Raw genomic sequence first — 16,236 nt, 5'->3', positions numbered from 1 at the left:
GGCATCGGCTGTGTATTCAGCGGAAGTCCCGGGACGTCGGACTGACCGGGGTGGTCACCGCTTCCAGCCGGTCGGCGACCAGGTTGATCACCCCTTCGGCCTTCTCCAGCCGACCCCGCACCAGCAGCGCCGCGCTGGACCGGGCCACCGTCCGGTAGCGCTGCCACAGCCCGGGTGAGCAGGTCACGTTGAGCATCCCGGTCTCGTCCTCCAGGTTCACGAACGTCACCCCACCGGCGGTCGCCGGGCGCTGCCGGTGGGTGACGATACCGCCGACCCGGACCCGGGTGCCGGCGTCGACCCGACCCAGGGCGGCGATCGGCACCGCCCCGGCGGCGGCCAGCCGGTCCCGGACGAACCGCACCGGATGATTCTCCGGCGACAGCCCGGTGGCCCACACGTCGGCCATCAACGCGTCGACCTCCTCCAGACCGGGCAGGGCCGGCGCCGCGACCCCGACGGCGACACCCGGCAGCCGGTCGGCGCGTTCCTGCGCGGCTGCCCCGGCCCCCCACAGCGCCTGCCGACGGGTCAGCCCGAAACAGGCGAACGCGTCGGCGGTGGCCAGCGCCTCCAGCTGGGCAGCGGTCAGCCCGACCCGGCGGGCCAGGTCCGGCATGTCCCGGTACGGCCCGTGCGCGGCCCGCTCGGCCTCGATCCGCTCGGCCAGGTCGTCGCCGATGCTCCGGACCGCCGACAGGCCGAGGCGCACCTGCGGGCCGCCGACCCCCCACTGGTGCGGCGGCTCCCCCGGCGCGCCACCCCACCGGGTACGGGCGTCGACGACCAGGGTGGCCGCCGCGCCGCTGGCGTTGACGTCCGGCCGGTGCACCCGTACCCCGTGCCGGCGGGCGTCGTCCACCAGGGTCTGCGGCGAGTAGAACCCCATCGGCTGGGCGTTGAGCAGCGCGGCCAGGAACGGTGCCGGGTGGTAACGCTTGAGCCAGGCACTGGCGTACACCAGGTAGGCGAAGCTCATCGCGTGGCTCTCCGGGAACCCGAAGCTGGCGAACGCGCTCAGCTTCACGTACAGGTCGTCGGCCAGTTCACCGGTGATGCCCCGGCCGGCCATTCCGGCGTACAGCCGGTCGCGGATCGCGGCCATCCGAGACGCCGACCGTTTCGACCCCATCGCCCGGCGCAGCTGGTCGGCGCCGGCGGCGTCGAAGCCGGCCAGGTCGATCGCCAACTGCATCAGCTGCTCCTGGAACAGCGGCACCCCGAGGGTCTTCTCCAACGCGTTGCGCATCAGCGGATGCGGGTAGGTCACCGGGTCCTGGCCGTTGCGCCGGCGGATGTACGGGTGCACCGAGCCGCCCTGGATCGGGCCGGGCCGGATCAACGCCACCTCGACGACCAGGTCGTAGAAGCAGGTCGGTTTCAGCCGGGGCAGGGTGGCCATCTGGGCGCGGCTCTCCACCTGGAACACCCCGACCGAGTCGGCCCGGCACAGCATCGCGTACACCTCGGGGTCGTCCAGCGACATGGCGCTCAGGTCCAGTTCGGAGCCGATCAGGTCGTGCGCGTCGTGCAGCGCGGTGAGCATGCCGAGCCCGAGCAGGTCGAACTTGACCAGGCCGACGCTGGCGCAGTCGTCCTTGTCCCACTGCAGCACGGTGCGCCCCGGCATCCGGGCCCACTCCACCGGGCACACCTCGATCACCGGCCGGTCGCAGATCACCATGCCGCCGGAGTGGACGCCCAGATGCCGGGGGAAGGTCTGCAGTTCGTCGGCGTACGCCACCACCTGCGCCGGAATGTCCTCCCCGGCCGCCGCGACCGCGCCGTAGTGGTCGATCTGTTTGCTCCAGGCGTCCTGCTGGCCGGGCGAGAACCCGAACGCGCGGGCCACGTCGCGCACCGCCGACCGGGGCCGGTACGAGATCACGTTGGCCACCTGGGCGGTGTGTTCCCGGCCGTAGCGGCGGTACACGTACTGGATGACCTCCTCGCGGCGGCCGGACTCGATGTCGACGTCGATGTCCGGCGGGCCGTCGCGTTCCGGGGCGAGGAACCGTTCGAACAGCAGCTGGTGGCGGACCGCGTCGACGTTGGTGATCCGCAGCGCGTAGCAGACCGCCGAGTTGGCCGCCGACCCCCGCCCCTGGCAGTAGATGTCGGCTTCGCGGCAGAACGCCACGATGTCGTGCACGACCAGGAAGTAGCCGGGGAAGTCCAGCCGCTCGATCATGTCGAGTTCGTGGTCGAGCTGCCGGTACGCCTCCGGGTGGGCCTCGCGGGGGCCGTACCGTTCCAGCGCGCCCCGCCAGGTCAGCTCCCGCAGCCAGCTCATCTCGGTGTGCCCGGCCGGCACCGGGTGGTCCGGCAGCCGGGGGGCGACCAGCTGCAGGTCGAACGCCAGTTCGGCGCCGTAGCCGGCGGCCCGGGCCACCGCACCCGGGTAGTCGGCGAACCGGGCCGCCATCTCGGCGCCGGAGCGCAGGTGGGCGGCGCCGGCGGCGGGCAGCCAGCCGTCGATGTCGTCCAGGCCGCGGCGGGCCCGGATCGCGGCCAGCACGCCGGCCATCCGGTGCCGGGCCGGCGTGGCGTAGTGCACGTTGCCGCTGGCCACCGTCGGCAGCCCGCGGGCGCCGGCCAGCTCGGCGAGGGCGTCGTTGCGGTCGCCGTCGTCCGGATGCCCGTGGTCGGTCAGCTCGACCGCGACGCCGTCCGCGCCGAACAGCGCCACCAGCCGGTCCAGCTCCACATCGGCGGCGGCCGCCCCGCCGGTACGCAGCGCCGCCGGCACCGGCCCCTTGCGGCAGCCGGTCAGCACCAGTACGTGGTCGCGCAACTCGGCGGCGACCTGCTCCAGGCTGCCGTAGTCGGGTCGGCCCTTCTCTCCGCCGCGCAGCTGCGCCCGGGAGATGACCCGGGCCAGCCGGGCGTAGCCGGCCGGGCCACGGGCCAACGCCAGGAGATGTCGCCCGGCCGGATCCGGCTCCCCGGTGCGCGGTGCCGCCCGCCGGTCTGCGGTGTCCATGGTGCTGAGGGACAGCTCTGCACCGAACACGGTCGGCAGTCCGTACGCGGCGGCCGCCTCGGCGAACCGCACCACCCCGTAACAGCCGTCGTGGTCGGTGACGGCCAGCGCGGTCAACCCCAACCGGACCGCCTCCTCGACCAGCTCCTCCGGGTGGCTGGCCCCGTCGAGGAAACTGAAGTTGCTGTGGCAGTGCAGTTCGGCGTACGGCGTGACCGGCCCGCCCCCGGCGGCGGCCGGCCCCCCACCGGCGGTGACCAGCGGCGCGGCCGACGGTGCGGCCGACAGTGCGGCCGACGGCGCGGTCAGCCCCGGCGGCGGTGTGTACGGTGCCCGTTTGCGGGTCCAGCCCGGCGCGTCACCGCCGTCGCCGTCGACCGCGAGCGGGTCGACCACCATCGGGTCGTCAGTCATAGACGGCCTCCACCACCCAGCGCCCGTCGGTGCGGGCGATCAGCAGGGCGCTGCCGTCGGCGAGCGCGACCTGGAACCGGGCCCGGCGGCGCGCCTCGGCCGGCACCCACCAGCGTTCGTCGAGCGGCCACGGGCCGGCCCAGCCGGTGACGTCGACCGGGGGGCCCGTACCGACGGCGACCCGGGCCGGCGCGGCGCTGACCACCAGCCGGGCGCTGACGGTGACCGGTTCGCCTGCCGCGTCGTACACCTCGGCCGGCAGCGGGGCGGGCAGCACGACCGCCGGTGCCGGTGGTGGCAGCCGGCCGGGCCACGGCGGCGCTTCGGGCCGGGTCGGCGCCCGTTCGTCGCCCCACGGCACCAGTCGGACCTGGTCGACCGGGGACCGACCGCCACCGAGCACGGCGGTGACCACCGCGTCCGGCCCGAGCAGCCCCTGCACCCGGGTCAACGCCCGGCGCGCCCGGGCGTCCTCCGCGCCGATCTCCCCCCACAGGCCGGGCTGCAGGGCGACCCGGGCGAGCACCCCGTCCGGGACGAGCCGCAGCCGGACGATCCCGGCGGTGGGCGCCGGCGGTGACGCGGCGGTGCCGGCACCCGGCCGGCGGGCGGCGGCTCCGGTGAGCCAGCCGTCGAGCTGCCAGCGCAGCCGGTCGGTGATCGCCGCGGCGGTGAGCATGCCGTCGTGCCGCCAGACGCGGTGCAGTTCCTGGCCGTGTGCGGTGACCGCTTCGATGCCGACCCGGGTGCAGGCCAGTCCGTTCCCGCTGAGCTGGTCGTGCAGCTGCTCGGCCAGGGCGCGGGCGGCGAACGCGGCCGCGTCGACCCGGTCGAGCGGTTCGTCGTAGTCGGCGGTGACGGACAGTTCGGGGGGCGGTTGTCGGGGGGTGAACGGCTGTTCGTCGCGCCCGGCGGCGAGCCGGTGGGCCAGCGCCGCGTCGGGGCCGAACCGGGCGAGCACGTCGCGGGCCGGCAGCGCGGCGAAATCCCCGAGGGTACGCAGACCGAGCCGGCGCAGCAGGCCGGCCAGGTCGGGTCGGCCGAGCACCCGCAGCGGCAGCCCGGCCAGGAACGTGCGGCTGTCGCCGGGCGGGACGATCCGGCCGGTACGGGCGGCCAGCCCGGCGGCGAAGAACCCGTCGGCGACACCCACCTGGCTTTCGACTTCGCAGACCTGCGCGACGTGTTCGACGATCTGCTCGGCGGCGGCCTCCTCGCCGCCGAAGTAGCGGGCCGGGCCTCGGGCGGCGACGGCGCACGCCCCGGGGCGGTGCACCTCGACTCCGGCGACGACCTGTTCGATCGCGGCGACGACCGGCTCGAACGCCCGGGCGTCGCGGGCCGGGTCGTGGTCGAGCACGGTGAGCCCGGGGCAGCGACTCTGCGCATCCCGTCGGCGCAACCCGGGATGTACGCCGTCGGCGCGGGCAGCCGCGGTGCAGGCGACCACCCGGTTGGCGTGCAGTACGGCGACCGGCCCGGTGGCCGGCACGCCGTCGATGATCTCGGCGGCCGTCACCGGCCAGTCGGGGCACCAGACGACCAGCGCCCGGGTGGGCCGGCCGGCCGGGGTGGCCATGTTCATCCGCGCCGCACCAGGGTCAGCTCAGTGCGGCTCATCGCCGCTGCACCAGGGTCAGCTCGGCACGGCGGGTCCGGCGGGTGAGGCCGCCGGCCGGCGCGGCGGCTGCCGGGGTGGGTGGGCCACCGGGCAGCCAGATCCGGATCTCCCGGGGCCGGGTCAGCGCTCCCCGGCCCCGGGCGGAGACGACCATTTCCCGACGGCGTAGCCGGCCCCGGCCCGGCCCGAGCCCTTCCCAGCGGCCGTTCACCACCTGCAGGGTTACGTCGGGGGCGTCCCACCGGCCGCAGGGCACCAGCACGCAGCCCCGCTGCCGGGCCCGGGCGGCGAGCCTGCCGGTCACCTGCGCTGTCACGGCGGCGGGGGCGGCGACCACCACCACGTCCACCCCGTCGATCAGCGCGGCGACCACCGCCGGCCAGTCCGGTCCGGGGTTGGGCACCAGGGCCAGCCGGTCCAGGGCGATGCCCAGCTCGGCTGCGGCGGTGACACCCAGCGCCGGCACTCCGACGACGGCGCACCACAGCCCGGCCCGGGACGCCTCGGCGAGCAGGGCCAGCAGCAGCGAGGTCGCGCCGAGCCGGGCCGACCGGTGGGGCAGCACGTTGACGGTGGAGCCGCGGCGCAGCCCTCGCCCGGGGAGCAGGCCGGTGAGCATGGTCGGGACGGGAAGCACCCGGTCGATGCCGCCCGCCCCGGGCAGGCCGGTCGGGTCCGGCGTACCGGCCGTCGCCGCTGATCCGGCGCCGCCAGCGAACGCACTGGCCGGGCGGACCAGGCCGGCAGCGACGGCGGACAACGCCGCCGTGCCGGCCACCATTCGCCCCGCCATCCTGCTTCTCTCCCCCCGGGTGTTCCGCTTACATGGTGTTTGGTGGTGGTGTGCGCGCGTGATCGCCGCCGGCACCACGAGTGCCGGCGGCAACAACAAAGTCACGCCTGCGTGGGTTGGTCGGTCAGGCAGCGGCCAGGCCGTCGAGAGCCGGGTCGAGCGCCGGTTGGTGGGCCAGCCCGAGGGTGTCCTCGACCAGGGAGACGAACTGCCCGGCGGAGCGCAGCAGGTCATCGGCTTCCCGGGCGGTGACCACCCGGGGGATGCCGGCTTCGGCGGCGGCCCGTTTGCTGGCACCGGCGGCGAAGAAGGTGGCCCACTCGGCCATCTCGGGAGCGACCATCATCAGCAGGGCCCAGACACTGGTGACCCGGTTGCGGCGGGTCGGTGCGGGCCGGGCGCGGGCGGCGAGCATCGCGGCGGCGGCGCGCAGGGCTGCCAGGTGGGCCGCCGCGTACCGCAGCCCGTCGGGGCGGGTGTTGCCCGCTTCGGTCAGCCCGTGCCGGGCGAGGACGAGCAACTGGGCCGGGGTGCGGTTGGGCAGCAGGTGCGCCGGCACCGTGGGTGCCTGGGCCGGTGCCGAAGTGGTCGGCATGGATCCTCCTCCGCGCGTTTCACCTGTTCGGGTGCCCGCCCACGGAGGAAGACGTCGGCGGGGCGTCGTCGGTGCGGATGCGGATGCTTCCCCACACCGCATCCGCACCGACGATGCTGGCGGGGTCCGCTGCCCGCCGCCCGGGGGTCGGGGGCGGCGGGCAGCGGTCCTGCCTGGTGGCGCTGGACCCGCGAAAGTCCAGTGCCGGGGCGTGCGGCTCGCGGCGCCGCACTGCCGGGACTCGCGCCGCGAATCGCTCCTCCCGGCGGCCAGTACGGGTGTCGACTCCGGTGGTGCCGTTGCTGACCGGCGGACCCAACCAGCAGAGCTACCTGTTATCGAACACCCGTTCTAACCTCTGCTTCAGAGTACACCCTGCCACCGACGAAAATGCAACGTCAGGCACGCCGAACGCCGCTGGCCGGGTCCCGGCGTACGGGACCCGGCCAGCGGACCGGTCAAGCAACCTCATCGGGTTCGACCTGGGCAGAGCTCAGGGACGTGGCTCAGGGACGTGGCTCAGGCGGAGTAGCCGCGCTTGGCGGTCCAGTCAGCCAGCACATCGAGGCCCATCCAGTACTCCTGGCCCTCGAAGTACGGGTCAGCGATCTTCACCGTGTCACCACCATCGCGGTAACCCGTCACCGTCAGGTAGTGCCCACCCTCGTACGAATGCGCCACCCCGTCGACGTCCGACGCCGTGCCCATGATGTTCGCCACCACGGCCCGGTCGTCGTCCACGGCCTCACGCACATCCGCCTTCAGCTTCGCCACATGCTCCGGCTTCGCCGCGGCCGCACCGATCGACACCGTCTCGTACTCGTCACCACCGGTCACCTCGTTGAGTACCCGGGTCGTCTCCTCAGCCGAATCGGTACCGGCCTCGGTCGTCCCCAACTTCTCCGCCACCTCATCCTGCGACGGAGCATGACCCTGCGCCGTCAACGCGATCCGCGTCGCCACCGGCCCGCAGTAGTAGAAGTTCGGCTGCGCCTCGTACTGCACCGCCACCTCACGCGCACCGCCGTCGGCGGCACCCGGACCAGCGGCCTGCGCCGCCACCGCAGGAGCGGCCACCACACCACCAGCGGTCAGCAGACCAGCAACCGACAGAGCAGACTTACGGAAGATCGTGTTCATAACAGAATCTCCGTTCCGAGGGGAATGAACCAGACACCAGACCACACCGGGTCGATGACCGGTCACGAACGGGACAGAACAGAACACGCACAGGAAAGTCGAACTCAAACGACGCGCTCCGACCCGCGCACACCCGCCGGCCAGGCGGGGGGCGGTCTCACCGGCGCACCGGATACAACCACCCGAGGATGCCCGGCATTCCGCACCCGGCGGGGCCGCAGACCCGGCCGCACCCGCACCGGGCGACAGACCAGGCGGACCAGGCGGATCAGGCCCGGCAGATCAGCCCGGCCACTCGCCTACTCGGTCCAACGCCAGGATCCAACGCCGCCCGGCCGGCCGATGTTCCGCCAGAGCCCGGATGCCTCGCCACCTGCCCGCCGCGCCGCACCGAACCGCGCAGACAGGCCTAACCGCGCAAACGGGACGCCGCCGACCCTGGTCAGTCGCCCGGCCTCTTCCACAGCACGTACTCCAGTTGCAGCGGGCCCTGCTCGCCGTCGACCGACGTGCGCTGGGTGAGCGTGCCGTACCGCCCGTCGCTGGTCCGGATGCAGTAGACCGGGAACAGCCGCCGCCACCGGTTGCCGCTGAACATGCCCTGGACGACCTCCTCGTCGTTCCAGGCCGAGTCGGGCAGTGACGAGCAGCCGCCGAGGGTGGGCGTACCTTCGTCCCAGTCTGCGGCCTGTGCGCCGTTACGCAGGGCGGCCTGGCCGCCGGTAAGCGAGCTCCAGGTGCCGGCGGACCGGGGCTCCACCAGATCCACCGCCGCGGCGAACTCCGGATCCTGCTCCGGGTCGCCGAACCGCCCGGTGTCCAGGTCGTAGTGCAGGTCGTCACCGTCGAAGACGAGCCGGTCACCGGCGTACACCGGTTCGCTGTCCAGCGCGTCGGTGATCACGAGCGTGGAGTCGACGGTCGGGTCGGCGGTGATGGTGATCCGGTTCTGTTCGATCTCGGTGACGAACCGCCCGTCCATGTCGATCCGCAGCTTGCGGGTGGTGTCGATCCGGAAGACACTCACCCGCTGCGTACCGTCGATCGTCTGGTTGATCAACAGGTAGGTGGCGTCCTGGTCGGCCGCCTGCTCGCGGGCCGCCTCCTCGGTGGCGTAGATGCCGACTTCGGCGACGATCCGGTACGGCGCCGGCAGCGCCGCCACCGATTCCTTGGCGATCTCGACGACGATCGGCATGATCGCCTCCTCGAAGGCGGCCATCCGTTCGTCGTCGCCGCAGCCGGCGACGGCCGTCACCGTGACGGCGGCCGCGACGAGCCCGGCCACCGCCCGGACCCACCGGCCCGACCCGATACCTCCGTACGGCCGCGACCGCCCCGTTCGCTGCACGCTTACCCCCCGTCTCCCGAACACCTGACCGGCACCGACCTGCCGGTTGCCGATCATGGTGCGGCAGCCGGGCAAGGTCAACGCCCGGTCGGGCTCAGCCGGACGCCATCGCGATGTCGAGGGCCGCCGACCGGACGTCGGGCACCGGGTGGCGGCGCAGCCGGTGCAGCGGCGACCGCCACGGCGGCGACCAGCCGTACCGGTCACCGGCGCGGACCAGCGCCACCGCGAACAGCCCGCCGGCCAGGTCGCCCCGCTCAGCGAGCGCCCCGACGACGGCGACCAGCACCGCCGGCTCCCAGCTGCCCTCGGCGCGGCGGACCTGGTCGGTCAGCGTCTCGGCGAGCCGGCCAGCCAGCACCGGACGGTCGGCGACCAGGTCGGCGAGCGCGGTCAACTCGGCCGCGACCGGGGTCGCGGTCGGTGCGGCCAGCGGCACCAGGTGGGTGAGCAGCCGAGCCGCCTGCGGGGTCAAATCAGCAAAACCGGCGAGGGTACGCGCGGCGGCCCGCACCGCCGTCCGGTCGGTTTCCGGGTCGGCGTCGCGGCACCAGCGCACCGCCGCGTCGACGACCCGGTCGAGGCGGCGGTGGGCCGGCCGGTCCCACGCCGGGTCACCCGGCCGGTCGTCGGCCCGGTCCAGCCGGGCCAGCGCGGCCACCGCGGCCACCAGCGGCGACCGGTCGACCGCCGGCGGTGACCCGTCAGCTGCCACTGCCACTGCCGCCGCCGATTCGTCGAGCAGCCGGATCACCACCCGCATCGCCGACGCCCACCGGTGCGGGTCGTCCAGGTCGGTCAGGGCGGCGACGGTCAATTCGGTCAGCTCGGGCGCCCAGCGGGCCCAGGCCGGCAACGCCGCCCAGGCCAGCCGGGCCGCTTCCGGGTCCGGGTTGCTGGCGGCGGCCACGACCAGGGCGGCGTACCGGGGGCGGTCCGGCTCGGCGATGGTCGACGGCGGTGCGTCCAGCAGCGCCGACACCTCAGCCCGCGACGGCGCCGCCGAATCGGGCCGGCCGACACCAGCCGCCCCGGCCAGGATCGCCCAGCTGGCCGGCACGTCGGGCCGCTGCCGGGCGGCGGCGACCGCGGCGGCCCGCACGTCGGGGTGCTGGTCCACCCGCTGGTACGCTGCGGTGACCACGTCGAACGCCTCCGGCGGGCCGAACCGGGCGAGCAGCCGCAGCGCCTGCTTGCGGCTGGTCACCTTGCCGGCGCCGAGGGCGACGTCGGTCAGCATGGCGACCAGTGTCGACGGTGCGACGAGCCGGGCGGTACGGCCGGCCGCGTAGACGGCGACCCGGGCCCGGTCGTCGTCGACGTGCCGCAGCAGCACCGGCAGCGCCTCGTCCGGCCGGTCGGTCCAGGCCAGCGCGGCCAGCGCCGCCTCGGCCAGGGTGACGTCCGCCGCGTCGAGGTACCGGGCGACGACCGCCCAGCCGGCACCGGGCACCGGGGCGGCGCAGCTGATTGCCCGTACCCGATGGTGTTTGGCCATGCTCCGGTCGGCGGCGATCGACGCCAGCAGGTCGGCGTACGCCTGCTGGTGGCGGGGCAGCCACCGGGCGACCCGGTGCGCCGGGCCGGGCACCCAGCGGGCACCGGCGGACAGGAACTTGCCGGTCCGCTTACCGGGCGGCGTGGTGAACACCTCGTCGAGCAGGTCGGTGCGACGGGTGCAGATCGCCTGCCACACCTCGTGGATCTCCACCGTGGACACATCGACGGCGAGTACCTCGCCGACCCGGTCGGCCCGGGTCGTCGGGTCGGCCAGCCACAGCGTCACCGCCCGGCGGAACACCGCCGACACCACGCCGGGGTGGATCGCCCGGCGCAGCAGCCGCTGCAGGTGCGGCAGCCGCCAGGCGCGCCGGCCCAGCGACCAGGCGACGGCGAACAGCGGCTCGAACCGGTCCCGGGCCGCCGCGCCCTCAATCCACGGTGCGATCCGGTCGAACAGGTCGCGCTCCTGGCCTCGGCGCAGCACCTGGTCGAGCCGGCCGAGGAAGGGCAGTTGCTGGCCGTCGTACAGGGTGTCGAAGGTCTGCATCGCCCAGCCGACCAGCGCCGGGTCCGCCGCGTGCCGGCGCAGCACCTGGCCGGCCAGCCCGCCGATCGCGGTCAGACTGGCCGACGAGGTGTCCCGGGCGGCCACCGCCTGGGTGACGACGTCGGTCAGCGCCGGCACCGTCGCCGGGGTGAGCAGGCCGACGACCTGCGACAACGCGGTGAACGCGCGGGCCCGTACCGGGTCCTGGTCGTTGCGCAGCCGGCGCAGCTGCTCGACGACGGCGGCGACGGCCGCCGGGTCGCCGCTGCGGCCGGCGGCGGCCAGCAGCAGCGCGTAGCCGGTGCCCCGGGCGGTGGCGTCCGCGCGCCGGGCCGCCGCGACCAGCGCCGACTCCGCCTCGGCCCAGGGCAGGAACGCGGTGTACGTCAGCGTCCAGTCCTCGCTGGCCCGGACCCGGTCCAGGTCGAGTATCCGGCGGACCTCCCGGTGCTGCCAGTGGCGGGGCAGCACGGTCAACAGTTGCTCCGACAGCAGCACGTCGGCGGTGTCCACGTCGGCCGTCACCGCGTCGTACAGCTCGCCCCGACGGGCCGGGGCCAGCGCGGCGAGCAGCCGGGCGAAGGCACGGTCGGTGCCGCGCAGCCGTACCCCGAGCGGCACCAGGTCGGTCAGGTCGGCGTCGCGCAGCCGGTACAGCAGGCCGGACGGCAGCTGCTGGCGGCGCAGCCAGCCGGCCCGGGCCGGGGCGGTGAGCAGCCGCAGGGTCCGCGCCGGATCCGCGCCGGTCAGTACGCCGTACGCGGTCGTCGCGCCGGGCAGGCTGGTCGTCGGGGCGTACCGCTCCAGCAGGTCGAACACCCGCGTCGGATGCCGCTGCGCGGTGTGCAGCACGGCGCGGCCCCACTCGGACCACCAGGTGTCGCGGGCGGCGCGGGACCGGGCGGCGAGTTGCGTCTGCGCGAAGTCGAGCAGCACGGTGGGGTGCCGGCGGGCCAGCGCGGCGCCGTTGACGACGGCGTACGACAGCTCTGGCAGCAGCCGGGCGACGGTGTCCGCGCCGCAGGCGGGCAGCAGGACCGCGGCTTCGCCGTCACCGAACCGGGCGCGGACCGGGTCGATCAGCGCGTCGGCGAGGTCGGCGCGGCGGGCCGCGCGCAGCGTCCGGTACGCGGCGCGCCGCAGGTCGGCCGGGGCGTCGTGCAGCAGCGCCGCCACCTCGTCGGGGTCGGCCCAGCCGGAGCGCAGGTACGCGGTGACCGCGACCGCCCGCAGCCGGCGGTCCGGGTCGCTGAAGCCGGCCCGCACCGTCGCCTGGTCGCCGACGATCACCGCCATGGTGAGCCCGAGGAACCGCTGGTGGGCGTCGCCGCCGGTCAGGTCGGCGAGTACGGCGGGCAGGTCTCCGGTGGCGGCCAGCCGGCGGGCGTGCCCGGCCAGGGCGGACATCCGGGCGTGGTGGGTCAGCGGGTCGAGGGCAGCGAGCAGTTCGGCGGTGGAGTGCGGCACCGGATGATCGTCTCAGCCGCCAGCAACCGGATATCCGCTCCTCCGTCGCGCGCAAGTGATCCACTGCGGTTGTTCAGACAGTGGTTCGGCGTGTCGCGTCGATCAGCCGAAGTGGATCAAAGCGGCTATCCGGCCGGCTCGGCGACGGCCGTGCCGAGGGCGTGAATCCGCTGACGGATCTCGGCAATCGGCGCGGACAGGTCGACCGGGTGCACGTCGACCCGGATTCCGGCACCGGTCAGCTGGTAGCTGCCGGAGGTCGGACCGCCGGCGGCGTACACCAGATGGCCGCAGCTCAGCCCGTACGTCGTGCAGTACGCCAGCATCTGGTACATGTCGCTGTTCGGCGGACGGCCCGGCCCGGCGGTCTCACCGGGTTTGCCCCACTCTGTCGACTTGTACTTGGCGTCCACGACAGCCCGGCACGACGACCCGTCCCACCAGGTGATGTCGGGTCGCAGCCCGATCCGCCGCCCGGTGTCCAGGTGCGACTGGTGCTGGGCGCGCAGCCGGCCGCCGTACCGGGACTCGATGCTGTCGCGCAGCATGGCGGTGAGCCAGCTTTCGAAGACCGCGTTGAGGTCGAAGACGAAGCCGGTGGCGGCGAACGGGCCTGGCGGCTGTTCGACGCTGTTGCCGGCCAGGATCAGCCGGGCCAGCCGCAGCGCCGGCTGGTAGCGGGCGGTGAGCCGGTCGACGCGGGTGGTCGGCAACGCCGCTCCGGCGGGCAGGTCCGCGCCGGCCGGCAGCGGGGTCACGTCGGCAAGCGCGGCGACGATCCGGTGCAGGGCGTGCCGGGTCACCGCCGGTACGCCAGGCAGCCGCTGTAGCCGGTGGGCAGCTGCCAGCAGGATCCGGTTCTCGGTGATGTCGACCGTGTAGTCGTCGTAGCGGACCTCCAGCGGCGGGGCGAAACCGAGCCGACGGCGGACCTGGTCGGCCTCCCGGATCCGGCCCCGCAGCACCGGCAACGCCTCCTCGCGTACCTGGTAGCCCTGCAGCACCCCGGCGGCGAACGCGGCGGAACAGGCGGCGGTGAAGGCGACCGCCATGGCCGGCACCAGGTCGGTCTCCTCGGCCAGCCCGACCGACTCGTCGCGCCAGCCACGCTGGTCGTCGGCGTACCCGAGCAGCCACATCAGCCGACCGATCGGCAGCTTCGGGCGTACCCGGACCTCGACGGCCGGCTCGGATCCGGCCTGACCCGCGCCCGACCGGCCCGCGCCCGCCTGACCCGCGTGGACGCGGACCACGCCGACGCGGGAGCCGGCTCGCAGCCGCAGCCGACCGTCCAGGGTGGCCGAGACCCGGACCAGGCCGGTGGCGGCCAAGGCCTCGGCCACGGCCTTCGGCACCGGGTCGTAGTCGCGGGTCTGGTGTTCACCCAGGCTGAGCAGCCTCACTGGGGTTCGTCCCCGGTCTCCTCGACCGGCTCCGGCGGCTCGACCGCCGTCAGGGTCGCCGCCGAGGTGCCGCCGTCGGCGAGCGCCTTCCACAACACGTCCAGGCCGTAGCGGGCGCGCACGTCGACGCCGTCGCCGACGTGGCGCTCCTCCAGCAGCGGCAGGATCGCGGTCTTCCAGATCCGGGCCAGACCGTCGGCGGTAGCGGCCCGTGACGTCATCAGGTACGACGGGCCGACAGCGGCGTCGCGGTCGCCGATCCGGCGGTTCAGCTCGTCGAGCAGGTCGGCCCGGTTGGCCGGCAACTGTTGGTCGTCGAGCCAGCGGCGCAGCATGTCGACCAGCGGCGGCTCGCCGGGGAACAGCGACTGGAAGTAAAACCGGCGGCGCATCGCCGCGTCGACCAGGGCGATCGACCGGTCGGCGGTGTTCATCGTGCCGATCAGGTAGACGTTCGGCGGCAGGTCGAAGTCGTCGCCGGGCGAGTACTGCAGGGCGATGTTGCGGTCGCGGTATTCGAGCAGGAAGTACAGCTCGCCGAAGACCTTCGCCAGGTTGGCGCGGTTGATCTCGTCGATGATCAGGATGTACGGCTGCGCCGGGTCGGCGCGGGCGTCCTCGACGAGCTGCTTGAACGGGCCGGGTTCGAGGGAGAAGCCGACGCCGTTACCGTCGTCGGCCGGCCGGGGGCGGTAGCCCTCGAAAAAGTCCTCGTACGCGTACGACGGGTGGAACTGCACCAGCCGGTACGCGTTGTCGGCCTCGCCGGTGAGGAAGCGGGCGAGTTCCTGTGCCAGGTACGTCTTGCCGGTGCCGGGCGGCCCGTACAACACGATCTGTTTCTTCTCCCGCAGCAGGTCGACGGTCTCGGCCAGCCACTCCCGGTCGATGAACAGCCGTTCGGCGAGTGCAGTGGTCGGCTCCGGCAGCTCGGCCGCCAGGTCGGCCAAGTCGGCCACGTCCTCGCCGTCGAGGTCGGCGGACCCGCCGTCGGCGTCGTCGCCCTCGCCGATGCCGGCGAGGGCGGCGAACTCGGCGGTGTGCATGCCGAGGCCTGCGACGCTGAGGTACCCGGCGAGTTTGCTGCGGGCGGCGTCGGACAGTTCGTCGCGGTCGGCCGGTGCGGCCGGGTTGGCCCATCGCACGGCACGGCGCAGATTGGACAGGTCATCGGTGGACGCGACCCGGGTGACCGGGCCGGTCACCTCACCGATGTAGAGGCCACGCCGGTCACCGGCGACAACGATGTCCCCTTCGCTCATCTGGTTGTGGAACCGGTCAAGGACACCGGCCATTATGGCCCGCTGCATCGGAGTCAGGTCCGGTGCGGCTTGCCGCAGCTGTTCGACAATCTGGGCCCTGGAGCCGGCGATCTCACCGTCGAGCCGTTCAGTGAAGCCGATGGAGCAGAATCCGTCGGCGAGCCAGTCGTCGAGCAGGTTGCGGCCGTGCACCCGGGCACTGCGGACCAGCCAGCCACGTTGTCCGGTGGTGGCGGCCGCCACCGCTGACGGCAGCCAGCGGTCCGCCCATGGCGGGTGGTAGAAGTGCACCGTCTGGTCGGGTGACTCGGCGTTGAGGGTGTCACGGATCGCCACCAGGTCACGCTCGACGTCACCGGTCGGAGTGGTGAGCCGGTGGGTGAAGGCGGCGACGATCAGCTTCTTGTGCTTGTTCGACGCGATGTCCGGGAAGACATCCGGGAATGCCAGGTTGAGCAGCAGGTTCCGCTGGCTGTACGCGGCGTTGATCGGCACGCCGTCGAGGATTTCGCGGAACTTCCACGGATCGTCGAGTGCGCGGCGTTGTTCGTCGCGCGGCAACGCCTTCCACGCCTGGAGCACCCGGACCAGCCAGGCGATCTGCCGGTCCCGCTGAGTCAGGTAGGCCACGCCGGCTTTGACCCGCCCGTGGTCGAGCACCGCGTCGAGATCGGCCGGGATCCGCACCGGTTCCGGCAGCAGCGTCAACGCAGCCCCGATCACCTTGCGTTTGACGGTCCCGCCCAGGTCGCGGGGCAGCAGCAGATGCAGGTAGATCAGCTCGGCCATCAGCTGGATTGCGGTCGCCGGTACGCCGTCGAGCTGCCCGCGCAGCTTCCTGGTGAAACTGCCGGTGCCGGCGTCCGGCCGCTGCACGAAATACTTCTCCAGCAGGTCGGCCGACTCAGCTGTCCAGACCGGACGACCAGGAGTAAATGCCGAGTCGTCGGCGGCAAGGCCCGCTTCGATGATCCGCCGGGCGGCGGCGTAGACGTCTACCACGGCCGTGCACGCTACGACATCGCCGAGGGCCGGGTATCCACGGTGTCGGTCGCGTCTGGCGCCGAACGACCGAGGCTACGCCGAGACCAGACAGCTGAATCTGGCCAACCTTCCAAGCACACCAGCCCTTTGCCTCGGCACAGATCAAATACCAT

At 73.8% G+C, this 16,236-nt stretch carries 9 protein-coding genes; all 9 read right to left on the bottom strand.

The window, feature by feature from the left end; translation table 11 throughout:
- Positions 1 to 16 precede the first annotated feature (16 nt).
- Positions 17 to 3,397, bottom strand: a complete 3,381-nt coding sequence (locus tag O7543_RS00990) for an error-prone DNA polymerase (RefSeq protein WP_281550621.1) — start codon at positions 3,395 to 3,397, stop codon at positions 17 to 19.
- Entirely contained in the window at positions 3,390 to 4,976 is a 1,587-nt protein-coding gene (locus tag O7543_RS00985) for a DNA polymerase Y family protein (protein WP_281555633.1), read from the bottom strand. Before O7543_RS00985 ends, O7543_RS00990 begins: the two co-directional genes overlap by 8 nt.
- Positions 4,977 to 5,013: 37 nt before the next feature.
- Complete coding sequence (locus tag O7543_RS00980) at positions 5,014 to 5,811, bottom strand: hypothetical protein (RefSeq protein ID WP_348650066.1); 798 nt, start codon at positions 5,809 to 5,811, stop codon at positions 5,014 to 5,016.
- A gap of 124 nt (positions 5,812 to 5,935) precedes the next feature.
- A complete protein-coding gene (locus O7543_RS00975) occupies positions 5,936 to 6,406 on the bottom strand; it encodes an SAV_6107 family HEPN domain-containing protein (protein WP_281550622.1) in 471 nt (156 codons plus the stop codon).
- Between the two features lie 519 nt (positions 6,407 to 6,925).
- Positions 6,926 to 7,546 carry a C39 family peptidase gene (locus O7543_RS00970; RefSeq protein ID WP_281550623.1) on the bottom strand — a complete coding sequence of 207 codons (621 nt, stop codon included), beginning with the start codon at positions 7,544 to 7,546 and terminating at the stop codon, positions 6,926 to 6,928.
- Between the two features lie 442 nt (positions 7,547 to 7,988).
- On the bottom strand, positions 7,989 to 8,834 hold the full coding sequence (locus O7543_RS00965; protein ID WP_281550624.1) for a hypothetical protein: 846 nt from the start codon (positions 8,832 to 8,834) through the stop codon (positions 7,989 to 7,991).
- Between the two features lie 157 nt (positions 8,835 to 8,991).
- The gene (locus O7543_RS00960; RefSeq protein WP_281550625.1) at positions 8,992 to 12,414 is read right to left on the bottom strand and encodes a hypothetical protein; all 3,423 of its coding nucleotides are present in this window, start codon (positions 12,412 to 12,414) and stop codon (positions 8,992 to 8,994) included.
- A 125-nt stretch (positions 12,415 to 12,539) separates the two neighbouring features.
- Entirely contained in the window at positions 12,540 to 13,817 is a 1,278-nt protein-coding gene (locus tag O7543_RS00955; protein WP_281550626.1) for a restriction endonuclease, read from the bottom strand.
- The gene (locus O7543_RS00950) at positions 13,814 to 16,081 is read right to left on the bottom strand and encodes an AAA family ATPase (protein WP_281550627.1); all 2,268 of its coding nucleotides are present in this window, start codon (positions 16,079 to 16,081) and stop codon (positions 13,814 to 13,816) included. Before O7543_RS00950 ends, O7543_RS00955 begins: the two co-directional genes overlap by 4 nt.
- Positions 16,082 to 16,236 lie beyond the last annotated feature (155 nt).

It is taken from the genome of Solwaraspora sp. WMMA2080 (assembly GCF_027497395.1).
GTDB lineage: Bacteria > Actinomycetota > Actinomycetes > Mycobacteriales > Micromonosporaceae > Micromonospora_E.
The sequence above is the reverse complement of the archived record's forward strand: the minus strand, read 5'-3'. Positions and strand labels throughout refer to the sequence as shown.